The organism is Streptomyces tibetensis, from assembly GCF_040647715.1.
GTDB lineage: Bacteria > Actinomycetota > Actinomycetes > Streptomycetales > Streptomycetaceae > Streptomyces > Streptomyces tibetensis_A.
This window is the reverse complement of record NZ_JBEZCR010000017.1, coordinates 122,770-144,082: the sequence shown is the minus strand read 5'-3', so window position 1 is coordinate 144,082 and position 21,313 is coordinate 122,770. Positions and strand designations below refer to the sequence as shown.

The window sequence follows — 21,313 nt, the reverse complement described above, 5'->3', positions numbered from 1 at the left end:
CGGGGGAAGAACTCGTACCAGGAGCCGTACAGGGCCCGCTCCCGCTCCACGAGCAGGGGCAGGGGTTCGCTGCTGGTGACCAGGTCCCGCAGCGGGTGCCGGGCCAGGACCGCGTCCACCTCCGGCGTCAGCGCCGCCGCCAGCCGAGCCGCCGCGGACTGCGAGTCGTCGCGCAGGGTCTTCGCCGCCGTGAGCAGCACGGTGCGGCCGGCTCCCTTCGGCACGCCGGCCGCTGCCCGCTCGTACAGTTCCGCGCCCTCTTCCAGCACCAGGCCCGGGTCGATGCCTGCCGGGATCTTCACGCCCGCCGTGTGGCGCCAGGTGGCCACCGGATCGCTCCAGGCCTCCACCCGGTACGACCACTGGCCGACGGCGTGCGCGGTGACCTCGGCGCCCCAGCGGTCGCTGCCGGGGGCGAGCTCGCGCATCGGCGTCCACGGCCCGGAACGCCCTTCGGGGTCCTTCAGGACGACATTGGCGGCCACCGCGTCGTGCCCCTCCCGGAACACGGTGGCGGTGACCTCGAACGTCTCACCCACGACCGCCTTCGCCGGCCGGTTGCCGCTCTCCACGGCCGGGCGGACGTCCCGTACCGGGATGCGGCCGATGGCCCGGGTCCTTCTCATGGTCCTCACCTCCAGCGTGCTCGAAAAGCCGGGCCGCAGGGCCCGGCCGGGGGACGGGGTGTGCGAAAGGCCGTTACCTTCCCGCCGGGGATCGGCGCTCGGCAGCAGGGGATCTCCGTTCCGCCGCCGACGGTCTGCGTCGGACGGCCGTGGCCGGACGAGGCCGTTCGCCGGGTTCCTGCAGACAGGTGACGTGCTGCTCCTGGAGGCAGGTGATCTGCTGTTCCTGCAGGTAGGTGACGTGGTTCGTGCGCAGGTACCGCTCGGCCGCGTCCGCGGCCTCCCGAGCGCAGCGTTTGCCCATGAGCACACAGAGCGTGTAGCCGGAGTCCTCGAACGTGGTGCGCACCGTGCGGTCGTTCGGCGCCGCGAGCATCACGCGTTCCCAGGCCCGGTAACGCCGCAACTGCCGGGCGACTTCGGCTTTGGCGGGTAGCAGCATGGCGCCGATCACCTTTCGGGCTCGAGGGGCACGTTCTCCCGACGGTCGGACGGCGGCCGTGCGCACAGCGACACGGACCCGTGACGGCGATCGAGTTCTTCACACATGGTGCACGCGGGGCGACGCAGCGTCTTGTTGGAACTTCAACCAGTAGCGATGTCCTTGGGCCGTTCGGGCCACCCAGAGGTGCTCACTTGTGTGTACGGCAGCCTCAGCTGTGCGCTCGTGTTGCACGAACGGGCTATCACCCTCAGGCTGATTGTGACTCAGAAGCGATGGATGCTCACGTTCCGTGTTCGGGGCTCGCCCCGCAGGACCGCGGGAGCGAGAAGGAACCGAGCTTCGCGGTGAGGAGCCGAACGATGAAGACCGCAGTGCCCTGCTACTACCACCTCGACGTGGAAGTCAGCCCTGAACGGGTGGGACAGGTCAGCCGCATTCTGGCCGCTCACCTGAGGTTCTGGGACCTGGACAACCTGATCCAGCCCGTCTGCGGCGGTGCCGAGATGCTGCTCGAGGCCATCGACGAACACGCCACGGACAAGAACACGTCGATCGAGATGTGGTGGAACGGGCAGCACCTGATCACCGCCATCGGGGACAACGACCGCGCCCTGCGCCCGGACCAGGAGCTGCGCGGGTGCCTGGAGCACCTCGCGGCGATGAGCGACGGCTGGGGTTGCTGCGCCACCGAGACCGGCAGCAAGGTCATCTGGTTCTCGCAGCGCGCCCGCGCCGGGGAACGCGTCCCGCTGGTACCGACGGCGCCCGCGCCGCGCGAGAGCGAGGGCCTCGACGTGCCCCGCGAGGAGCGGGTCGCGCAGCTGGCCGGGCCGTCCAGCACCCCGGCCGACGTCCTGCAGGACGCCCGGTGACGCGCCGGCCGTCACGGAAAGGGGCGTCCGCCTGGGGCGGGCGCCCCTACCCTCTGGGGGCGGACTACGACGGGGAGGGCACCAACTTCGCGTTGTTCAGCGAGGTCGCCGAACGCGTCGAGCTGGTCCTGGTCGACGACGACGGCACCCACACCCAGGTGCCGCTGAACGAGGTCGACGGCTTCGTGTGGCACGGCTACCTCCCCGGCGTCGGTCCCGGCCAGCGCTACGGGTACCGCGTACACGGGCCGTGGGCCCCGGCCGCGGGTCACCGCTGCAACCCGGCGAAACTGCTGCTCGACCCGTACGCCCGAGCGGTGGACGGGCAGATCGACAACCATCCCTCGCTCTACGAGCGCAACCCCGGCGGCCCCGACCCGTCCGACAGCGCCGGGCACACGATGCTCGGCGTGGTGACCGATCCGGCCTTCGACTGGGGCGGCGACACGCGGCCCGGCAGGCCCTACGCCGACACGGTGATCTACGAGGCCCACGTCAAGGGCATGACCCGCACCCATCCCGAGGTGCCCGAGGAACTCCGCGGTACCTACGCAGGGCTGGCCCACCCCGCGGCCGTCGAGCACCTGACCTCCCTGGGCGTCACCGCCGTGGAGCTGATGCCGGTCCACCAGTTCGTCCACGACGGGGTGTTGCACGATCGCGGACTGGCCAACTACTGGGGCTACAACACCATCGGCTTCTTCGCGCCCCACAACGGCTACGCCGCGCACGGCACGCGCGGCGAGCAGGTCGCCGAGTTCAAGCAGATGGTGAAGACCCTGCACGCGGCCGGTCTCGAAGTGATCCTCGACGTGGTCTACAACCACACCGCCGAGGGCAACGAGATGGGACCCACGCTGTCCTTCCGCGGCATCGACAACTGCTCGTACTACCGCCTGGTCGACGGCGACTGGGAGCACTACTACGACACCACCGGCACCGGCAACAGCCTGCTGATGCGCCACCCCTACGTCCTCCAGTTGATCATGGACTCGCTGCGGTACTGGGTGACCGAGATGCGCGTCGACGGCTTCCGCTTCGACCTCGCGGCGACGCTGGCCCGGCAGTTCCACGAGGTGGACCGGCTGTCGGCGTTCTTCGACCTCATCCAGCAGGACCCCGTGATCAGCCGCGTCAAGCTGATCGCCGAGCCCTGGGACGTCGGCGAGGGCGGCTACCAGGTCGGCAACTTCCCGCCGCTGTGGTCGGAGTGGAACGGCATGTACCGCGACGCGGTCCGGGACTTCTGGCGCGGCGAGGACCACACCCTCGGTGAGCTCGCCTCCCGGCTCACGGGCTCCTCCGACCTGTACCAGCACAGCAGGCGCCGGCCCCGCGCCAGCGTCAACTTCGTCACCGCGCACGACGGCTTCACCCTGCGCGACCTCGTGTCCTACAACGACAAGCACAACGAGGACAACGGCGAGGACAACCAGGACGGCGAGAGCACCAACCGGTCCTGGAACTGCGGCGCCGAGGGGGCGACCCGCAACCCGGCCGTGCTGGAACTGCGCGCGCGTCAGCAGCGCAACCTCCTCGCCACGCTGCTGCTGTCCCAGGGCATCCCGATGCTCTCCCACGGGGACGAACTCGGGCGCACCCAGGGCGGCAACAACAACGCCTACTGCCAGGACAACGAGATCTCCTGGATCGACTGGCGGCTCACCGAGGAGCAGCGCGATCTGCTGGAGTTCACCCGGTACGTCATCCGGCTGCGTACGGGACATCCCGTGCTGCGCCGGCGCCGCTTCTTCCTCGGCGAGACCCTGACCCGGGCGGACCAGCCGCTGCCCGACCTGGTGTGGCTGGCGCCCGACGCCCGCGAGATGACCGACGACGACTGGCAGCGCGGTGACGCGCACTCCGTCGGCGTCTTCCTCAACGGCGACGCCATCGCCGAACCCGATCCCCGGGGGCGCCCGGTCGTCGACGACTCGTTCCTGCTGCTTCTCAACAGCCACTGGGAACCGGTCGACTTCCGTCTCCCGAGCGCCGCCTACGGCGAACGCTGGAAGGCGCTCATCGACACGTCCGACCCGGAGGCTGCCCCCGACGAGTCCGAGCACAAGCCCGGGACGGACCTCACCGTCGACGCCCGCAGCCTGGTTCTGCTGTCCCGGCCGTCACGGGCGTCATGCGAGCGGGAGTGACCGTCAGCGGTCGCGGCGCGTGGTCACCGTGAACTGCGCGCCGTCGTGGTCGCGCAGCACCGCCTCGTCGCTGCCCTTGGACAGGACACTGCCGCCGTGGAGTTCCGCCGCACGGGCGCAGGCCTCCACGTCGTCGACGGAGAAGTGGACCTGCCAGTGCGGCCGGATCGCGGGGTCGGGGGCCGCCTCCAGGGCCCCCGACTCGATCCGGGCCACCACGTCCCCACGGCTGCGCAGCACGACCTCCCCGCCCTCGTAGTGGACCTCGCAGCAGCCCGGCCGCTGGGTCGCCCACTCGAGGATCTCGCCGTAGAAGATCGCCGCGTCGAAGGCGTCCCGGGTGTGGAGCGTGATGAAGGCCGGCTGCGCGTGGCGCCAGGTCTCCCAGTCGGTGAACAGGTCGCCCTCCCAGATGCCGAAGGTCGCCCCGTCCCGGTCGGCCAGCAGCGCCGCCCGCCCCGGCGGCAGGGAGATCGGCCCGACCGCGACCGTCCCCATCCGCTCCTGCACCCGCGCCACCGCTTCGTCCGCGCTGCGCACCGCGAAGTACGGCGTCCACGCCACCGCCATCTGCCACATGGTCGCCACTCCCGCGATGCCGGCCACCGGCGAGCCGTCCACCAGTGCGATCCGGAACCGGTCGCCCAGCTTGGCCGGCCGCCACTGCCAGCCCAGCACGGCCCCGTAGAACTCCTCCGTCGCCTTGACGTCCCGGCTGGTCAGGCTCACCCAGCAGGGTGCGCCGAACACGGAGTGTGATGAGACGACGTCCTTCGTGCCGGAGGAGGTGGGCATGTCGTGGTTCATGGCAGTCGCGTCCTGATCTCGTCGGCCTGGCAGCCACCGGAGGATTGACACCAGTGTCCAACCGGAACCGCTGTGGGCGCCTGCCGAGTACCCCGGCGAGGGCGCCGAAACGGTATCCCGCCTGGTCCGCCCCGGTGGCACCGGGCGGGCCGAGTGACGACGATGGATGGGTCGGACACTGCGTCAAGGTACTCAAGCATCCCGTGGGACCTCCGGCGCAGCGGCGCACCGCACCCGGAGGTGACCATGCCCACGGACGGGGGCTCGGACCGGATCCTCGAACTTCAGGAGCAGGTCCAGCAGCTGCAGGAGGCGGTCGTCTCCCACGCCGTCGTGGACCAGGCGATCGGGATGGTGGTGGTACTCGGCCGGATCTCCCCCGACCGGGGGTGGGCCGTGCTGAAGGAGGTCTCCCAGCACACCAACATCAAGCTGCGCAACGTGGCCGAATTGATCCTCGTCTGGGGGCGCACGGGCGTGATGCCCGAGGAGATCCGGGCCGTGCTGGAGGACGCCCTCGACCGCGCCGGACCGACGCAGATCCCCGGATCGCCGCCGGAGGTGTGATCCCCGGCGGCAGCGGACGCCCGCGCGTCAGCGGGCCTCGGTGAGCAGTTCCTCACGCAGATGGGCGAAGCAACTGCTGAGCAACCGGGAGACGTGCATCTGCGAGATGCCGAGCTGTTCGGCGATACGGCTCTGCGTCATGCCCTTGAAGAATCGCAGATAGAGGATGATCCGTTCGCGCTCCGGCAGCGCCTCGAGGCAGGGCCGGACGGCCACCCGGTTGACGACGATGTCGAAGGCCGGGTCGGGCCCGCCGATCGCGTCCCCGAGGGCGTAGCCGTCGGTCCCGGGCATCTCCGCCTCCAGCGACAACGCGGAGAAGCACTCCAGGGCCTCCATGCCGGTGCGCACCTCACCGTCGGTGAGCTGGGCGAATTCGGCGATCTCGGCGACCGTGGGGGCGCGCCCCGGGGTGGTCTGCGACAGTTCCTTGGCGGCGTGCCGCACCCGGTTGCGAAGGTCCTGGACCCGGCGGGGCACGTGCAGTGTCCACATGTGGTCACGGAAGTGGCGCTTGATCTCGCCGGTGACCGTCGGTACCGCGTACGCCTCGAAGGCGTTGCCGCGGGCCGGGTCGTAGTGGTCGACCGCCTTCACGAGGCCCAGGGCGGCCACCTGGTAGAGGTCCTCGAGGGACTCGCCACGGCCCCGGAAACGGACGGCGATCCGCTCGGCCATGGGAAGCCAGGCCTCGACCAGCTCGTCCCGCAGGGCCTTGCGCTCGGACCCTTCGGGCAGCTGCGCGAGACGCGCGAACGCCGCCGCGGTGTCGGGGGCGTCGTCGTGGGGGTGCGTTCGGGTGCTGCCGGCGATACGCATGGTGCGCACCTCCCTGAGCAGGTGCTGAATGGGGACAGACACCGTGGGAAGCGCGGCCTCGGACGTCACGCAAAACACCGGGAGTCCGGGCGGCCGGCTCCCCACATACGTGCCTCCTGTCCGAAGCACTGACAATTCAGACAATACGGCATTTGAGGGATGCGGGCGCGACGCGGGCACTCTCGAGGTCGCTGCCCTTCCAAGTGCGTCTCTTGACCCCTCTTGACCTCTCTTGACCTCGCCTTGGACCAATTAGCTCTGTTACAGAGCTAATCTCGGCGGCATGGAGCTGGAGACCTTCCCCGAAGAGCTGGCCGACGCGCTCGTCGGGGTCCAGCGGCTGATCCGCCGGCGCCTGCGGCGGCAGATGCCCGACCCGCGGCTGCGCGGTGCCGAAGTGGAACTGCTGCGCCTGGTCGTGGCACGGCCCGGCGTCGGCATCTCCGACGCGGCCAAGGACCTCGGGCTGGCGGCCAACTCGGTGTCCACCCTGGTCAACCAGCTGGCAGGGGCCGGCTACCTGGTCCGCGAGACCGACCCCGCCGATCGACGGGCGGCCCGGCTGCTGCCCACCCCGGCCGCCGAGGCGCGGCTGGGGGAGTGGCGCAGGCTCCGCGCCGAGCTCGTACGCCGCCAGGTGGCGCGCCTCGACGAAGCGGACCGCCAGGCGCTGCACGCGGCGATCCCGGCCCTGCGCAAGCTGGCCGACACCCTGCACGAGGAGGCCGAGGACTCATGACGAGGGACACCGCCCCATCCCGGGCCGACGGGCCCACGGCCGAAGTCGACCCGCCCGATCCCCGGGCCGACGGGCCCGGCCCCCGGATCGACGAGACCGTCCCACGGGCCGACGCCGTCGCCTGTACCGGGCTCGCCTACGCCTTCGGCGACACCAACGCCGTCGACGGACTCGACCTCACCGTCCGGCAGGGCGAGGTCTTCGGCCTGCTCGGGCCCAACGGCGCGGGCAAGACCACCGCCATCCGCTGCATCACCACCCTGCTGCCCGTGCCCGCCGGCATGGTCCGCGTCTTCGGCCACGACGCGGCCGGGGACCGCATGGCCGTACGCCGCCTGCTCGGCTACGTACCGCAGCAACTGTCCGCGGACGCCGGACTCACCGGACGGGAGAACGTCGCCCTGTTCGCCCGGGTCTTCGACGTGTCCCGCGCCGAACGCGCCGAGCGCGTCGCCCAGGCCCTGGCAGCCGTCGACCTCGCCGACGCCGCCGACCGGCTGGCCGCCACGTACTCGGGCGGCATGGTCCGCCGGCTCGAACTCGCCCAGGCGCTGGTCAGCGCCCCGCGACTGCTGATCCTCGACGAGCCCACGATCGGCCTGGACCCCATCGCCCGCACCGGCGTGTGGGAGCACATCGGCGCCGTCCGCCGGGCCACCGGCATGACCGTGCTGGTGACCACCCACTACATGGACGAGGCCGACCAGTACTGCGACCGGGTCGCCCTGATGCACCGCGGCCGGATCCGGGCCCTCGGCACCCCGGCCGAACTCCGGGAGGGGCTCGGCGCCCGCCGCCGCGCCGCGGGCGCCGCCCAGAACCCGCTGCCGACGCTGGAGGACGTCTTCCGGGACGTGGCCGGCAGCGGTCTCGACGACGAGGCAGGAGATTTCCGCGATGTCCGAAGCACCCGCCGCACCGCGCGCCGTGTCGGCTGACCCCGCCCGCGCCCACGGCATCGACCTGCTGCTCAAACCCCCGGCGCCCCGAGCCGGTTGGCGGCTGCTGCCCGCCCGCGTCGGCGCGATGTGCGCGGTCGAACTGCAGAAGCTGCGCCACGACCGCACCGAGCTGTACACCCGCGCGGTCCAGCCGGCCCTCTGGCTGCTGATCTTCGGTCAGACCTTCACCCGCATCAAGGCGATCCCCACCGGCGGCCTCCCCTACGTCGACTACCTGGCGCCCGGCATCATCGCCCAGTCCGCGATGTTCATCGCCATCTTCTACGGCATCCAGATCATCTGGGAGCGCGACGCCGGGGTCCTCAACAAGCTCCTCGTCACCCCGACTCCGCGGTCGGCCCTGATCACCGGAAAGGCCTTCGCGGCCGGGGTGAAGTCGCTCGTCCAGGCCGTCGTGGTGCTGCTCATCGCGGCGCTGCTCGGCGTCGCCCTGACCTGGAACCCGCTCAAGCTGCTCGCCGTCGCCGCGATCGTCGTCCTCGGCTCGGCCTTCTTCTCCTGTCTGTCGATGACCATCGCCGGCATCGTCCTCAGCCGTGACCGGCTCATGGGCATCGGGCAGGCGATCACCATGCCGCTGTTCTTCGGCTCCAACGCCCTGTATCCGGTGTCCGTGATGCCGGGCTGGCTCCAGGCCGTCAGCAAGGCCAACCCGCTCAGCTACGAGGTGGACGCCCTGCGCGGCCTCCTCCTCGGCACGCCCCACCATCTGGCGTCCGACTTCGCGGTGCTGTGCCTGGCCGCCGCACTCGGCGTCACCGCGGCCTCGGCCCTGCTGGGCCGTCTGGCCCGTTGATCTTCACTCCTGGAAGTGATGTGCGGCACGCCCGGGCAAGCGCTTTCTCCCCCTCTTTCCGGATAACCGCTGGGCACGGCTTGATCACCGATCAAAAAGGATGAACTGCCAGGCCACAGCGCATTCTGCTCATTTGACAGTGCGCTGAGACCACAGATAGGAAGCAGCTTCCAGAGGTCGAGAGGGTGCAGCGTGTACGAGCCGAACGTGGTCGGGGACTGGCAGGAGTACGACGAGCATGCCGGTCTGCGGGTCCGCGTCCACCGTCTGGAAGCTGCCGAGCCGCCCCGCGGCCGGGACGACGCCGCCGAGGGGCTGACGTACTTCTGCCTCCGCGTGACGGTCGAGAACCGCGGCAGCCGTCACCTCGGCGTGCACCTGGAGGACGGCCAGATCGACGTCCGCCTCGGTCCGGACGGCGAGAGCGCCTTCATCGACTGGCGCAACTCGCAGTTCATCGAGGGCTTCGACGTCTACCCGCTGCGCCGGGCCACCGCCGTGCTGTACGCGGCCGGCGCCGAGGCGTCCCTGAGTCTGGTGGACGTCCAGGTGCAGTTGCGGGTCGAGGAGGAGTGGACCGACCGCCGGCTCTGGTCGGGCGGCATCGGCGCGCACGAGGGGGCCGCCGGCGGTCAGCAGGGCGGGGTGCGGGACAGCCTGGCGCACCAGGTGAGCGTCTTCCTGCGGGATCAGGCGGAGGAAGGCACCGCCTGATCCGGCGTCAGGGTGTCGTGGGGGTCAGTGCGGGATGCCGTCGATGATTTCGCGGGCACCCTGACGCAGCAGGGCCACGGCGACCGAGGTGCCCAGCGTGGCCGGGTCGAGTCGGCCCGCCCACTCGTGGGCGTTGAGCCGCGTCTTGCCGTCCGGGGTGAACACGCAGGCCCGCAGGGAGAGTTCACCACTGCGGTCCACCTGCGCGAACCCGGCGATGGGGCTGTTGCAGTGCCCCTGCAGCACATGCAGGAACATGCGCTCGGCAGTGGTCTCCCGGTAGGTGTCCGGGTCGCCGAGACCGCTCACCGCGTCGATCAGCGCGGCGTCGTCCTCACGGCACTGCAGCGCCAGCACGCCCGCGCCGATGGGCGGCATCATCGTCTCCGTCGAGAGGATCTCGCTGATCACGTCCTCACGGCCGATGCGCTCCAGGCCGGAGACCGCGAGCAGCAGGGCGTCGGCCTCCCCTGCGGCCAGCTTCGCGAGTCGCTTGTTGGCGTTGCCCCGGAACGGCACGCACTGCAGGTGGGGGTGCGTGGCGGCCAGCTGCGCGACGCGGCGCACCGAGGAGGTGCCGATCCGGGTCCCGGCCGGCAGTTCGTCGAGGGTGAGCCCGCCCGGGTGGATCAGGGCGTCGCGGATGTCGTCCCGCTTCAGGAACGCGGCGAACACCGTCCCCGCCGGGAGCGGGCGGTCGGCGGGCACGTCCTTCACGCAGTGCACGGCGAGGTCGGCCTCGCCGGCCAGCAGCGCCGCGTCGACCTCCTTGGTGAACGCGCCCTTGCCCTCGACCTGGGACAGATCGCCCATCCACTTGTCGCCGGTGGTCTTCACCGGAACGACCTCGGTGCGCACTCCGGGATGGACGGCGGCCAACTCGGCCCGCACGCGCTCCACCTGGGCGAGCGCCATGGGGGAGTCGCGGGAGACGATGCGAATCAGTTCGGGGACGGCCATGCGGACACGATAGACCCTCTCGCGGGGACGTTCGTGCCGTACCTCCCCCGACCGCCGGGCGGCGTACGTCAGTTCGGCACGAGTGGATCTCCCCGCGGTACGGCGCCGCCCTCCCCGAGCGGCGGCGCGGGCCCGAGCCGGGTGCGGCCGGAGGCCCGGGGGCCCCGGCCGCACCGGGCGCGTCACCCGTACGGGTCGAAGGCGATGCCGGAGGGCTTGGCCTTGGCGAGGTGGTCGGCGAAGTTGCCGTCCTTCAGGCCGAAGTTGGCGCTGCCGAAGTCGTACGACGTGAGCTTGTCGCGCACCCCGGCCGGGTAGCCGTTCCAGCCGACCAGCGCCGGGTACTGCCAGGTGTGCTTGTGGTTCTCCGGCGGCTCGTCGTTCGCGTTCGCGGCGCGGAAGCAGTGGGTACTGACGCCGTCCTTGTGGTAGACGATCTTCGCGTGCGTGCCGTCGAAGCGGATGGCGGACGCCGCGTGCACGGTGAACCCGCCGTGGTTGGACGTCGACGCGTACTTGACCTGGTTGTCCTGCACGAACACCGCGACGTGCTCGAAGTCGTGCCGATGGCCGCCGATGCTGCTGCCGGCCACGGCCTGGTCCTTCTCGAAGTAGAGGGCGTACAGGACGGCGCACCAGCCGTTGTTGCACTTGGAGCGGGCGTAGCCGTTGGTGTTGTCGAGGTCCGAGGCGTCCCGGCAGTTGCCGTTCAGGGCGCCGGTCGGGTTGAGCCCGCCGTTCACGGTGCCGTCGGGGCCGATCGCGGGCGTGGAGTAACAGCCGTCGGTGTCGTAGTCGTAGGCGGGCTGGTAGGTCTTCTCCAGTGTGTCCGCGTTGGCGGGCAGTGCCGAGGGCGGGGCGGCGTGGGCCGTGGCGGGTACCGCGAGGACGAGGGCGGCGGCACCGGCTGCTCCGGTGAGCCATCTCCTGCGGTGGTGGGCGAACGGGCGTGACGACACTGCGTCCTCCTCGGTCCGGGCGCAGCCCAACGGCTGTGGGGGAAAGGGAGGTTCAGCTTCCAGGTTGAACGCGTCCATGCCAAGAGGGGCGGAGGATCTCAACAGTGAATCGCAGCCCAACAGTTGGCCACCGGCCGTCGTTTCAGACCAGGTCGTCCGGGATGTCCGCCGCGGCGTCCTCAGGTGCCAGGTCGGGCCGGAGCCGCAGCCAGGACGGCTGCCGCAGCATCCCCTCCCGGGTGCGGGTGCTGTAGCGGACCTCGCCGACCAGGCGGGGTACGACCCAGCGCGCCCCCGGAGCGCGCGGGGCGGGGTCGAAGGGGCAGGCACCGGTCGCGGCGGCCAGCAACAGCGCGGCGAGCTCCGTGCGTTCGGCCTCGCTCCAGCCCGTGCCCACGCTGCCGACGTAGCGCAGCCGTCCCGCGGTGCGCTGCCCGACCAGTACCGCGCCCGGCAGGCCGGTGAGTCGTCCCCTTCCGGGCTGCCAGCCGCCGACCAGGACGTCCTCGGTGCGCATGTTGCGGATCTTGATCCAGGCCCGGGAGCGGGTCCCCGGTTCGTACACGGAGTCCAGCCGCTTGCAGACCAGGCCCTCCAGGCCGTGCTCCCGGGTGGCCCGCAGGGCCTCGGCGCCGTGGCCGACGAGCGCCCGCGGGGTCGACCACGAGGGTCCGGCGAGGCCGAGGTCCTCCAGCGTCGTGCGGCGGCGTGCGTAGGGGAGCCGCAGGAGCGAGTGGTTCGCCAGGTGCATCACGTCGAACAGCACGAGGTGGACCGGGACCTCCGCCGCCCGCCGCGCCGCCCTGGCGGGCGCGTGGGCCAGGCCCATCCGGGACTGCAGCAACTGGAAGCTGGCGCGCCCCTCGGCGTCCAGGGCCATGATCTCGCCGTCCAGTACGGCGGCCGTGGTGCCGAGGGCGGTGCCCAGCGGCCGGAGCTCCGGGTAGGCGGCGGTGATGTCGTCACCGGATCGGGCGCGCAGCAGCACGCTGCCGTCCCCGGGCAGGTAGACCACCACGCGCTGGCCGTCCTGCTTGGTCTCGTAGGCCCACCGGGCGTCCTGCGCGGCGGGCGGCAGGGCGCCGGACGTGGCGAGCATGGGCGGGATCAGCGGCAGGTCCACGGGTGAGGTGTCGACGAACCGGCCGGTCCTCACGCGTGTTCTCCGGCTGTTTCCCCTGAACGGCGCCGACCGCGGCAGGTGCGCCGGCCCCCGATTTACTTGACTTACGCAACGAGATGATACCGTGTGCTCATGTCCACACCACCGCTCCCCGGCGTCCCCTCCCCGGAAGTGATCGACATCGAGCGGGCGCTCACCCGCATCACCTACCTGAGCACCCGCGCCCGCCGGCACGAGCGGCTGATGGCCCTGGCGGGGGTGCCGCTGGACCGCGCCGCCGTGGCGCTGCTGCGACAGATCGCCGACTCCGAGCCGCTGCGGCCGGGGGAGCTCGCCGTGCGGCTGGGCGTGGAGGCCTCGCACGTCACGCGCACGGTGCAGCAGTTGCAGAAGTCCGGGTACGTCACCCGCGTCCCCGACCCGGACGACCGCCGAGCCCAGCGCATCGAACTCACCGACGCCGGCGGCGAGGCCATCGCCAGGGTCCGCGAGGCCGGGGTTCGCGGCATGCAGATGGCGCTGTCGGAGTGGTCGCCCGACGAGCTGCGGCAGCTCGCCACGCTGTTCCACCGCATGGTCGACGACTTCCTCGCCTACGCCGACGACGAGGGCGAACCTCAGGCTGCTCCGGACGGCTCGGCCTGATTCCCGGTCACTGTGCGGCCGCATCGCGCGCATCCGCCCGCACGGCATCGGCCGCTGCCGGTGACGCCGGTTCGCGCAGGCCGCACAGCATCAGCCGGCCCAGCGCCGGCAGCGCGACGAGCGGCAGCAGGGCCGACCGCAGGGACGTCGCGCCGGCCGGTGCTCCGGGCGCGGGGGCCGTGAGGCCGCCGACGCTCACGGTCAGGCCCAGCGTGACCCCGTTCGCGGTTCCCGCAGGCCGGGGTACGCCGGGCCGCCGTCGCCGGCGCTCCCGGGACCCGGTGAAGTGGCCTGTCTACCGACCGGTAATAATGCGCAGCAGGTCTTCAGAGGAGGAACCGTGTCCCGGTCCGAACGCTCGCCCCTGCGCCACCGCCCCGCCCCGCAGAAGGCCGCCGCCTTCGGACGCCTGCCCCTGCAGGTGCCCCTCGTGCTCTGGGCCCGCGGCGTGGCCCGGAACGCGGAGGGCAGGTCGTGAGCGCGCGTGTGGAGACCGGGGACACGGTCGAGGACTTCGCCCTGCCCGACGAGACCGGCACCGTCCGCAGCCTGTCCGCGCTGCTCGCCGAGGGCCCGGTCGTGCTCTTCTTCTATCCGGCCGCCCTGACCCCCGGCTGCACGGCCCAGGCCTGCCACTTCCGCGACCTGGCCGCCGAATTCGCCGCCGTGGGAGCACGCCCCGTCGGCATCAGCGGCGACCCCGTCGAACGGCAGCAGGAGTTCGCCGGACGGCACGGCCTGGGCATGCCGCTGCTGTCCGACGCCGACGGTGCGGTCCGCGAGCGGTTCGGTGTGAAGCGCGGCTTCTCGCCGGCGCCCACCAAGCGCACCACGTTCGTCATAGCGCAGGACCGCACCGTCCTCGACGTGGTCCGCAGCGAACTGCGCATGAACGCACACGCCGACCGGGCCCTCACCGCGCTGCGCGCCCAGCGCGCCTGACACGGTCCCGAATGCCCCGCCGCGGTTGATAGCGGGCGGCAAAGGGATAATCCTGGACGCTATGGAGGACGCCTCCGCTGCTGCGATCATCGACGCCCGCGGCATGGTGACGGGGTGGAGCGAGGGTGCCCGGCGGCTGACCGGCCACCCGGCCGAGGAGGCCGTGGGCCGACCCGTACGGGACCTGCTCGCCGAGGACGTGCCGGCCGAGGCGGTGTCCGCGCTGTCGGGCACCGTCATGGTGCGGCACCGCGAGGGCTATCTGGTCGGGCTCCGCGTCAGAGGCTGCGCCGTGACGGGCCCGGACGGACAAGCGGGTGGCTTTGTGATCACCGCGGCGTCGCCCGGCCGCGGGGAGACGTCCCTCGCCGGCCGTGCTTTCCAGCAGGCGTCCATGTCGATGTCCGTCTTCGACCTCAACCAGCGCTACCTGCGGCTCAACGACGCCGCCTGTCATGTGATGGGCGTATCGGAGGAGACGCTGCTCGGCCGGCATTTCCCCGAGACGGTGGAGGAGGCGGAGCACAGCCGGGGCTTCAACTGGCATCTGCGGCACGTCGTCGAGACCGGCCGGCCGCTGCGCTACGAGAGCTACACCGGTGCCCCGTCCCTCAACCGCGAGCACGCCTGGGTCACCGAGATGTGGCCGGTGCGGGACGCCGCCGGCGCGCTCGTGGGGACCGCCCTGGCCGCCTTCGACAGCACCGAGCAGTACTGGGCGAGGCAGCGGCTGGCCCTGCTGAACGAGGCCGCCGCCGGCATCGGCACCACCCTGGACGTGATCCGCACCGCCGAGGAGCTGATCTCCGTCGTGGTGCCCCGGTTCGCCGACTTCGCGAGCGTGGACCTGTTCGACTGGGTCCTCGGCTCCGACGAGGCGCCCACGGCCCCCGTCCAGGAGGTCACGCTGCGGCGGGTCGCCCACGGCTCCGTCACCGAGGGCACCCCGGAGGCGGCCGTTCACCTCGGGGAAGTGGACGTCTACCCCTCGTTCTCGCCCATCGCCCGGGCCATGCGGGAGGGCCGGGCGATCGTGAGCCAGGCGGGGGAACCGGCGTTCATGCGCTGGGTGGCCGAGCGCAACTCCCGAGCCCCGCAAGGACGCCCCTACCGGCAGGGCGTCCACTCGATGATGGCCGTACCGCTGCGGGCCCGCGGCACCACACTCGGGGTCGCCGTCGCCGTGCGCGTGGCACAGCCCGACGACTACGCCGACGACGACGCCGTGTTCGCCGAGGAGCTCGCCAGCCGGGCCGCGGTCTGCGTCGACAACGCCCGCCGCTTCGCCCGCGAGCGCACCACCGCCCTGGCCCTCCAGCACAGCCTGCTGCCCAGGGGCCTGCCCGGACAGGCCGCCGTCCAGGTCGCCCACCGCTATCTGCCTTCCGGCTCGGCCGCCGGCATCGGCGGCGACTGGTTCGACGTGATCCCGCTGTCCGGCAGCCGTGTCGCGCTGGTCGTCGGGGACGTCGTGGGGCACGGCATCCCCTCGACGGCGACGATGGGCCGGCTGGTCACCGCCGTCCGCACCCTCGCCGACGTCGACCTGGCGCCGGACGAGCTCCTCACCCACCTCGACGACCTGGTCACCCATCTCGCCTCGGACGACCAGGGCGACGACGTCGCCGAAGTCGGCGCGACCTGCCTGTACGCCGTCTACGACCCCGTCACACGCCGTCTGAGCCTTGCCGCCGCCGGGCACCCCGCGCCCGCGCTGGTGCTGCCCGACGGGTCCGCCCGGCTGATCCCGATGAGCGCGGGACCTCCGCTGGGGGTGGGAGGGCTGCCGTTCGAGGCGACGGAACTCCAGTTGCCCGAGGGCTCCGTCGTCGCCCTCTACACCGACGGACTCGTCGAGGGCCGCGACCGCGACGTCGACCACGCCACCGACGAACTGTGCCGGGCCCTGACCGTGCCCGCCGACTCGCTGGACGCCCTGTGCGACACCGTGCTGAAGGCCGTCCTGCCGGAGGAGCCCGGCGACGACGTGGCCCTGCTGCTGGCCCGGACCCGTGCTCTGGGCGCCGACCAGGTCGCCACCTGGGACGTCCCGCCCGACCCCGCGGAGGTGGCCGCCACCCGGCAGGCCGCCACCGACCAGCTCACCGCGTGGGGCCTGGACGAGACGGCCTTCGTCACCGAACTCGTGGTCAGCGAACTGGTCACCAACGCCATCCGGTACGGCGCTCCGCCCATCCAGCTCCGCCTGATCCGGGACCAGACCCTCATCTGCGAGGTCTCGGACGGCAGTTCCACCTCCCCGCATCTGAGGCGGGCCCACCAGGACGACGAGGGCGGCCGCGGCCTGCTGCTGGTCGCCCAGCTCACCCAGCGCTGGGGCAGCCGGCAGACCACCCGGGGCAAGACCATCTGGTGCGAACAGCCGCTCACACCGCAGTTCTGACCGGCCCGGCAGCCCTGGTCGGCCCGTCGCGAGGAGGTGGCCCTCGCCGTTCACTCCGCGGTTGCGGCGGGGGCCGCGTCCGAGGCGACCTGGGCGAGGGTGCGGCCGGACGTGGCCGAGCGTGCGCGACGCGGATCGGGGGCCCCGCGCGCACGGGCCACGCCCCCGGCCCGCTTCACCAGCAGCCAGGCCTCCTCGCCGGCACCGCCCGGGCCGCCGCGGAACCGGGTCAGGGCGTAGTCGCCGCGCAGCTTGGAACCGCGTAGCCGGAACGTGGCGTGCCCGCGCTCCAGCGACTCGGCGAAGTCGACGGGCCGGCCCTTGCGGTCGTGGCTCAGCGGTTCGTACGTGCCGTGGTCCCAGACGATCACCGTGCCGCCGCCGTACTCGCCGCGGGGGATCACTCCCTCGAACTGTTCGTACTCCAGCGGATGGTCCTCCGTGGGCACGGCCAGGCGTTTGTCCTTCGGGTCCGCAGAGGGTCCCTTGGGGATCGACCAGGACTTCAGCACGTCGTCCACCTGCAACCGGAAGTCGAAGTGCATCGTGCTCGCGTCGTGGATCTGCACCACGAACCGGGGCCCGTCGCCGGCCGGCGCGCCGCGCCCCCGGGGCTCGCCGGTCCGGTCGAAGTCGCGTTTGCCGCGGTAGTCCCGCAGCCGGTCCCGATCGGCCACCTGCGGCTCCTTCCTGCCTCGCGTCCCCGGGTACCCGTCAGAACTCCTCGTGCACCTCGGGGTCGGCGCCGACCCTCCGTTGCGGCCTGTCAGCGACGGCCCGCATCTCGTCCTCGCTCAGCTCGAAGCCGAACAGGTCGAGGTTGGCGCGCTGCCGCTCGGGGCTGGCCGACTTGGGGATGGGCACCGCCCCGAGCTGGGTGTGCCAGCGCAGCACGACCTGCCCGGGCGACACCCCGTGCGCCCCGGCGATCCGCCCCACGGCGGGATCCTCCAGCAGGGGGGTGCCCCGGCCCAGCGGGCTCCAGCTCTCGGTGACGATGCCCTTGCCCGCGTGGAAGGCGCGCAGGTCGTCCTGCGGCAGCAGAGGGTGCAGCTCGACCTGGTTGACCGAGGGCAGCACCCCGGTCTCCTTCTCCAGCCGTTCGATGTGCCCGGCCGTGAAGTTGGAGACGCCGATGGAGCGGACGAGCCCCTCCTCGCGCAGCCTGATCATGGCCTTCCAGGAGTCGACGTACCGGTCCACGCGCGGCAGCGGCCAGTGGATCAGGTACAGGTCGACGTACTCCAGGCCGAGCCGGGCCCGGGACTCCTCGAAGGAGGCGAGGGTCTCCTCGTAGCCGTGGTGCCGGCCCGGGAGCTTCGTCGTCACGACGATCTCCTCGCGCGGCACCACCCCGGAGGCCACAGCGCGGCCGACCCCCGTCTCGTTGCGATAGTTCGTCGCCGTGTCGACCAGGCGGTAACCCGCCTCCAGCGCCGAGAGCACCGCCTGCTGCGCCTCGTCGTCGCCGAGCGGCCAGGTGCCCAGGCCCAGGGCGGGGAGCGTCGTACCGTCGTTGAGCGTGTGCGTCGGGATGCTGATCACCGTCGGACCTTCCCGTTGACTGTGCGTGCGGCCGTGTCGTCCCTCCAGCGTCACGGACAGGGTGAGCAACGATCAACCGGACGGGGCGGCCCTCGTCGCCCGGCCAGGTCTGGGCCTCCGCGACATCGCGGTAACGGACGGTGGGCCGGGACCCTCCACCGCGTCGGCCCGGTCGTCCCGACCGGCCGGTCGCGGCATGGTCGCCCTCGGCGGAGATCACTGTCACGATCTTCGGGAAGGCCGGACCACGCTACGACCAGCGGAGCGCTCATGACGACGGACAGCCCGATGACGGACGCGGCAGTGCGGGACGCCGGGGTGGAGGTGAAACCGGTCGCCGGGTACATCGGGGCGGAGATCGGCGGGGTCGACCTGACGGCGGACCTCGATGACGCCGTCGTCGCCGCGATCAGGGCGGCGGTGCTGCGGTGGAAAGTGGTGTTCTTCCGGGGGCAGCGGCTGGACCACACCGGGCACGTGGCCCTGGCGCGGCGGTTCGGGGAGCCGGTGGTGCTGCCCCGGCGCGGCAAGGCCTCGCCCCCGGACTTCCCCGAGATCGAGACGACCGCCGACCGGCTGGAGCTGGGCGGGCGGTTCGGCATGGAGCACGACGAGTGGCTGCGGCGCCGCCGCCACACCCTGCTGCGCGGCTGGCACTGCGACCACGGCGCCCGCGTCGACCCGCCCGCGGCGACGATCCTGCGCGCCGAGACCGTACCGCCCTACGGCGGCGACACCACCTGGGCGAACCTGGCGGCGGCGTACGCCGGACTCTCCGCGCCGCTACGGCAGTTCCTCGACGGACTGCGGGCCGAGCACCGGCTCGGCGTCGGCTACCAGCCACGGCCCGGGGACGACGCGTACGTCCGGCACCTGCTGGACCGGCAGGTCGCCTCGCTGCACCCCTTGGTGCGCGTCCACCCGGAGACGGGCGAGCGGATCCTGTACGTCAACGGCTACTACGTCGAGCAGATCGACGGCCTCTCCCGGCCCGAGAGCGGCGCGATCCTGGAGATGCTGCTGGAGCAGGCGGTCCGGCCCGAGTACACGGTCCGGTTCCGCTGGGAGCCGGGCAGCGTGGCGTTCTGGGACAACCGTGCAACCATGCACCTCGCCCCCGGCGACACCGCACACCTCGATCATCCCCGGATCATGCACCGCGTGATGCTCGCCGGGGACGTTCCCGTCGGGGTGGACGGCAGGCCGTCGGAGCCGATCACCGGGACCGCGCCCGGCCGTTGGTGACCCCGTCCCGTCCCGGGCCGGCAGGCTGCGCGTCCGCCCTCGTCAGTGGGCGGACCGCTGGGAGCTCCCGGGTCTCACCCGGCCACGATCACTCCACCGACCCGGGATCCTTGCGCTGCTTGGCGATGAAGCGCGCCTTCTTCTGGCGGTTTCCACACGTGTTCATGTCACACCACTTACGGGTGCGGCTCTGGCTGGTGTCGAAGAAGGCGGCCCGGCAGGTCGGTGATGCGCACAGGGCCAGTTTTCCGTCTCGTTCGCCTGCGATGATGCTGATCGCGTCGGCGGCGATCACGCCGAGAGCGTCTTCCACACGGGAGGCCGAGCTGAGCCGCCATCGCCGCTCGCCCTCGGGCGTCAGGATCGCCGCGGCCCGACCCTGAGCGCTGCGGTCGTTGATGACGTGGACGGCGGTCGCAGGCAGAGGGTCCTGGACCGCGGCCGCTGTCGCAGCGGCATGAATCGACTCCCTCAGTTCACGGGCGAGGTCGAGCTGGGCGGTGGTGCAGGCGTCCACGGCGAGCCCGTACACCGTCAGCCAGTCGACGAGTCGCTGCGGTGTGGGAATGCGCTCGACGGGATTGCCGTGACGCTCGGACAGGGTGCCCGTGAAGCTGGTCGCCAGCACGCTGCCGAGGCGGAAGTCGGGGAACTCACCACGCATGGAACCACCATAGCCGGTTGCGGTATGACTCTGCGAGCTGCTAGAACCGTCTTAGCCGGTTCCTCGAAGGCCTGGAGGTCTCATGCCCCGTCCGACCAGCGACGTGCAAGCGTTTGAATCCCAGGCGAGCGACGCCGACCTCGACGATCTGCGCGCCCGACTGGCCGCGGCGCGACTGCCGGAGGCCGAGACGGTCCACCGCGCCGCCCACGGCCCTCGCCGCTGGGAACAGGGCGTCCCGCTCGCCGACCTCGTCGATCTCGTCAACTACTGGCGCACCGGCTACGACTGGCGGTCGTTCGAAAAGCGCCTGGAGCACATCGGCCAGTTCCGCACGGCCATCGACGGTCTGGGAATCCACTTCCTGCACCGCCGGTCCGCGCGTGCGGACGCCACTCCTCTGATCGTGACGCACGGCTGGCCGGGCAGTATCGCCGAATTCGTCGACGTGGTGGACGAACTGGCCGATCCGAAGGACGCGGACGCGCCCGCGTTCCACGTCGTGGTCCCGTCCCTGCCCGGCTTCGGTCACAGCGACAAGCCGGCCACCACCGGGTGGGGAACCGAGAAGATCGCGGCCGCTTGGGTGGAACTGATGGGAAGGCTCGGCTACGGCGAGTTCCTGGCCCACGGCGGCGACTGGGGAGGCAACATCACCACGATTCTCGGAGGCCGGTTCCCGGCGCGCGTCCTCGGCATCCACACCACGTTCGCGGAGGGGCCGCCCGGGCTGACGACGGACGGGCTGACGTCCCTTGAGCGCGAGTGGGCCGAGGGAACCCGCCATTTCTGGCGTCACCGCGCGGCGTACGCGAAGCAGCAGGCGACCCGGCCGCAGACCATCGGCTACTCGCTCGTCGACTCACCGGTCGGGCTTCTCGCCTGGATCGTCGACAAGTTCGCCGAGTGGTCGGACACCGAGGACAGCCCGTTCGAGACGATCTCCCGGGACCGCGTCCTCGACGACGTCACCCTGTACTGGCTGACGCGGACCGGGGCGTCGGCGGCCCGCATCTACTACGAAAGCCACAACTCGCTCGATCCCGAACTGAGGGTCGACGTCCCGTCGGCCCTCACCATCTACCCCCGAGACGTCGAGAAGTGCCCGCGCCCCTGGGCGCAGGAGCGGTACCGGCGGATCGTCCGATGGGGTGAGCCCGAGAAGGGGGGCCACTTCCCGTCGCTGGAGGTCCCCGGGTATTTCGTCAAGGACCTGCAAGAGGGCCTCGCGGCGGTGCTGGCCGCCCATGGGTGAACGCGGCCCTCAACCGCTCCGGGGCCTCCCGCCCGACCGGAGCATCTGGCTCGCGGCCAGGTCGCGATAGAGGG

24 protein-coding genes are annotated in these 21,313 nt (G+C 71.8%); 13 read left to right on the top strand and 11 right to left on the bottom strand.

What is annotated here, in order from left to right:
- A partial coding sequence (locus AB0B29_RS34645) for a maltotransferase domain-containing protein (protein WP_362246179.1) occupies positions 1-626 on the bottom strand: 626 nt, incomplete at its 3' end.
- Between the two features lie 73 nt (positions 627-699).
- Complete coding sequence (locus tag AB0B29_RS34640) at positions 700-1,068, bottom strand: DUF5133 domain-containing protein (RefSeq protein ID WP_362246177.1); 369 nt, start codon at positions 1,066-1,068, stop codon at positions 700-702.
- Between the two features lie 362 nt (positions 1,069-1,430).
- Here AB0B29_RS34640 and AB0B29_RS34635 point away from each other — a divergent pair, with 362 nt between their 5' ends.
- Both AB0B29_RS34635 and glgX read left to right on the top strand, forming a co-directional pair.
- Positions 1,431-1,943: a pep a2 gene (locus tag AB0B29_RS34635; RefSeq protein ID WP_362246175.1), complete on the top strand. Its 513-nt coding sequence runs from the start codon at positions 1,431-1,433 to the stop codon at positions 1,941-1,943.
- Positions 1,940-4,093, top strand: coding sequence for a glycogen debranching protein GlgX (glgX, locus tag AB0B29_RS34630; RefSeq protein WP_362246173.1), 2,154 nt, complete (start codon positions 1,940-1,942; stop codon positions 4,091-4,093). Before AB0B29_RS34635 ends, glgX begins: the two co-directional genes overlap by 4 nt.
- A gap of 3 nt (positions 4,094-4,096) precedes the next feature.
- On the opposite strand, the gene AB0B29_RS34625 is transcribed toward glgX, so the two are convergent.
- Positions 4,097-4,900: a VOC family protein gene (locus tag AB0B29_RS34625; protein ID WP_362246171.1), complete on the bottom strand. Its 804-nt coding sequence runs from the start codon at positions 4,898-4,900 to the stop codon at positions 4,097-4,099.
- A 246-nt stretch (positions 4,901-5,146) separates the two neighbouring features.
- On the opposite strand from AB0B29_RS34625, the gene AB0B29_RS34620 reads away from it, so the two are divergent.
- Complete coding sequence (locus AB0B29_RS34620; protein WP_362246170.1) at positions 5,147-5,467, top strand: ANTAR domain-containing protein; 321 nt, start codon at positions 5,147-5,149, stop codon at positions 5,465-5,467.
- Positions 5,468-5,494: 27 nt separating this feature from the next.
- Here AB0B29_RS34620 and AB0B29_RS34615 read toward each other — a convergent pair whose 3' ends face one another.
- On the bottom strand, positions 5,495-6,286 hold the full coding sequence (locus AB0B29_RS34615) for an RNA polymerase sigma factor SigF (protein WP_362246168.1): 792 nt from the start codon (positions 6,284-6,286) through the stop codon (positions 5,495-5,497).
- A 283-nt stretch (positions 6,287-6,569) separates the two neighbouring features.
- Between AB0B29_RS34615 and AB0B29_RS34610 the strand changes: the two genes are divergently transcribed.
- From AB0B29_RS34610 to AB0B29_RS34595, 4 genes are all read left to right on the top strand, one after another.
- Entirely contained in the window at positions 6,570-7,025 is a 456-nt protein-coding gene (locus AB0B29_RS34610; protein ID WP_362246166.1) for a MarR family winged helix-turn-helix transcriptional regulator, read from the top strand.
- Complete coding sequence (locus tag AB0B29_RS34605; protein ID WP_362246164.1) at positions 7,022-7,963, top strand: ABC transporter ATP-binding protein; 942 nt, start codon at positions 7,022-7,024, stop codon at positions 7,961-7,963. Before AB0B29_RS34610 ends, AB0B29_RS34605 begins: the two co-directional genes overlap by 4 nt.
- Complete coding sequence (locus tag AB0B29_RS34600) at positions 7,923-8,783, top strand: ABC transporter permease (RefSeq protein WP_362246162.1); 861 nt, start codon at positions 7,923-7,925, stop codon at positions 8,781-8,783. Before AB0B29_RS34605 ends, AB0B29_RS34600 begins: the two co-directional genes overlap by 41 nt.
- A 192-nt stretch (positions 8,784-8,975) precedes the next feature.
- Positions 8,976-9,497: a hypothetical protein gene (locus AB0B29_RS34595; RefSeq protein ID WP_362246160.1), complete on the top strand. Its 522-nt coding sequence runs from the start codon at positions 8,976-8,978 to the stop codon at positions 9,495-9,497.
- 24 nt (positions 9,498-9,521) lie between these two features.
- Here the strand turns inward: AB0B29_RS34595 and hemC are convergent, their stop codons facing one another.
- The 3 genes from hemC to AB0B29_RS34580 form a co-directional block, all read right to left on the bottom strand.
- On the bottom strand, positions 9,522-10,457 hold the full coding sequence (hemC, locus tag AB0B29_RS34590) for a hydroxymethylbilane synthase (protein ID WP_362246158.1): 936 nt from the start codon (positions 10,455-10,457) through the stop codon (positions 9,522-9,524).
- 182 nt (positions 10,458-10,639) lie between these two features.
- A complete protein-coding gene (locus AB0B29_RS34585) occupies positions 10,640-11,416 on the bottom strand; it encodes an NPP1 family protein (RefSeq protein WP_362246156.1) in 777 nt (258 codons plus the stop codon).
- 142 nt (positions 11,417-11,558) lie between these two features.
- Entirely contained in the window at positions 11,559-12,539 is a 981-nt protein-coding gene (locus AB0B29_RS34580) for an ATP-dependent DNA ligase (protein WP_362246191.1), read from the bottom strand.
- A 132-nt stretch (positions 12,540-12,671) separates the two neighbouring features.
- On the opposite strand from AB0B29_RS34580, the gene AB0B29_RS34575 reads away from it, so the two are divergent.
- On the top strand, positions 12,672-13,184 hold the full coding sequence (locus tag AB0B29_RS34575) for a MarR family winged helix-turn-helix transcriptional regulator (RefSeq protein WP_362246154.1): 513 nt from the start codon (positions 12,672-12,674) through the stop codon (positions 13,182-13,184).
- Between the two features lie 7 nt (positions 13,185-13,191).
- Here the strand turns inward: AB0B29_RS34575 and AB0B29_RS34570 are convergent, their stop codons facing one another.
- On the bottom strand, positions 13,192-13,383 hold the full coding sequence (locus AB0B29_RS34570) for a hypothetical protein (RefSeq protein ID WP_362246152.1): 192 nt from the start codon (positions 13,381-13,383) through the stop codon (positions 13,192-13,194).
- A gap of 141 nt (positions 13,384-13,524) precedes the next feature.
- Between AB0B29_RS34570 and AB0B29_RS34565 the strand changes: the two genes are divergently transcribed.
- From AB0B29_RS34565 to AB0B29_RS34555, 3 genes are all read left to right on the top strand, one after another.
- The gene (locus tag AB0B29_RS34565) at positions 13,525-13,662 is read left to right on the top strand and encodes a hypothetical protein (RefSeq protein ID WP_362246193.1); all 138 of its coding nucleotides are present in this window, start codon (positions 13,525-13,527) and stop codon (positions 13,660-13,662) included.
- Positions 13,659-14,126, top strand: coding sequence for a peroxiredoxin (locus tag AB0B29_RS34560; RefSeq protein ID WP_362246150.1), 468 nt, complete (start codon positions 13,659-13,661; stop codon positions 14,124-14,126). Before AB0B29_RS34565 ends, AB0B29_RS34560 begins: the two co-directional genes overlap by 4 nt.
- A 61-nt stretch (positions 14,127-14,187) precedes the next feature.
- Positions 14,188-16,530: an ATP-binding SpoIIE family protein phosphatase gene (locus AB0B29_RS34555; RefSeq protein ID WP_362246149.1), complete on the top strand. Its 2,343-nt coding sequence runs from the start codon at positions 14,188-14,190 to the stop codon at positions 16,528-16,530.
- A gap of 50 nt (positions 16,531-16,580) precedes the next feature.
- Here AB0B29_RS34555 and AB0B29_RS34550 read toward each other — a convergent pair whose 3' ends face one another.
- Both AB0B29_RS34550 and AB0B29_RS34545 read right to left on the bottom strand, forming a co-directional pair.
- A complete protein-coding gene (locus AB0B29_RS34550) occupies positions 16,581-17,207 on the bottom strand; it encodes a DNA polymerase ligase N-terminal domain-containing protein (RefSeq protein WP_362246147.1) in 627 nt (208 codons plus the stop codon).
- A 37-nt stretch (positions 17,208-17,244) separates the two neighbouring features.
- Positions 17,245-18,075, bottom strand: a complete 831-nt coding sequence (locus AB0B29_RS34545; protein WP_362246145.1) for an aldo/keto reductase — start codon at positions 18,073-18,075, stop codon at positions 17,245-17,247.
- Positions 18,076-18,345: 270 nt separating this feature from the next.
- Between AB0B29_RS34545 and AB0B29_RS34540 the strand changes: the two genes are divergently transcribed.
- The gene (locus AB0B29_RS34540; protein WP_362246143.1) at positions 18,346-19,320 is read left to right on the top strand and encodes a TauD/TfdA dioxygenase family protein; all 975 of its coding nucleotides are present in this window, start codon (positions 18,346-18,348) and stop codon (positions 19,318-19,320) included.
- Between the two features lie 88 nt (positions 19,321-19,408).
- On the opposite strand, the gene AB0B29_RS34535 is transcribed toward AB0B29_RS34540, so the two are convergent.
- A complete protein-coding gene (locus AB0B29_RS34535) occupies positions 19,409-19,984 on the bottom strand; it encodes a CGNR zinc finger domain-containing protein (RefSeq protein WP_362246141.1) in 576 nt (191 codons plus the stop codon).
- 82 nt (positions 19,985-20,066) lie between these two features.
- Between AB0B29_RS34535 and AB0B29_RS34530 the strand changes: the two genes are divergently transcribed.
- A complete protein-coding gene (locus AB0B29_RS34530; RefSeq protein ID WP_362246139.1) occupies positions 20,067-21,239 on the top strand; it encodes an epoxide hydrolase family protein in 1,173 nt (390 codons plus the stop codon).
- Positions 21,240-21,313 lie beyond the last annotated feature (74 nt).

Coding starts and splice junctions, on each gene's coding strand:
- AB0B29_RS34640 (WP_362246177.1), bottom strand. CDS start 1,068: ATGCTGCTACCCGCCAAAGCCGAAGTCGCCCGGCAGTTGCGGCGTTAC.
- AB0B29_RS34635 (WP_362246175.1), top strand. CDS start 1,431: ATGAAGACCGCAGTGCCCTGCTACTACCACCTCGACGTGGAAGTCAGC.
- AB0B29_RS34625 (WP_362246171.1), bottom strand. CDS start 4,900: ATGAACCACGACATGCCCACCTCCTCCGGCACGAAGGACGTCGTCTCA.
- AB0B29_RS34620 (WP_362246170.1), top strand. CDS start 5,147: ATGCCCACGGACGGGGGCTCGGACCGGATCCTCGAACTTCAGGAGCAG.
- AB0B29_RS34615 (WP_362246168.1), bottom strand. CDS start 6,286: ATGCGTATCGCCGGCAGCACCCGAACGCACCCCCACGACGACGCCCCC.
- AB0B29_RS34610 (WP_362246166.1), top strand. CDS start 6,570: ATGGAGCTGGAGACCTTCCCCGAAGAGCTGGCCGACGCGCTCGTCGGG.
- AB0B29_RS34605 (WP_362246164.1), top strand. CDS start 7,022: ATGACGAGGGACACCGCCCCATCCCGGGCCGACGGGCCCACGGCCGAA.
- AB0B29_RS34600 (WP_362246162.1), top strand. CDS start 7,923: ATGTCCGAAGCACCCGCCGCACCGCGCGCCGTGTCGGCTGACCCCGCC.
- hemC (WP_362246158.1), bottom strand. CDS start 10,457: ATGGCCGTCCCCGAACTGATTCGCATCGTCTCCCGCGACTCCCCCATG.
- AB0B29_RS34575 (WP_362246154.1), top strand. CDS start 12,672: ATGTCCACACCACCGCTCCCCGGCGTCCCCTCCCCGGAAGTGATCGAC.
- AB0B29_RS34555 (WP_362246149.1), top strand. CDS start 14,188: ATGGAGGACGCCTCCGCTGCTGCGATCATCGACGCCCGCGGCATGGTG.
- AB0B29_RS34540 (WP_362246143.1), top strand. CDS start 18,346: ATGACGACGGACAGCCCGATGACGGACGCGGCAGTGCGGGACGCCGGG.
- AB0B29_RS34535 (WP_362246141.1), bottom strand. CDS start 19,984: ATGCGTGGTGAGTTCCCCGACTTCCGCCTCGGCAGCGTGCTGGCGACC.
- AB0B29_RS34530 (WP_362246139.1), top strand. CDS start 20,067: ATGCCCCGTCCGACCAGCGACGTGCAAGCGTTTGAATCCCAGGCGAGC.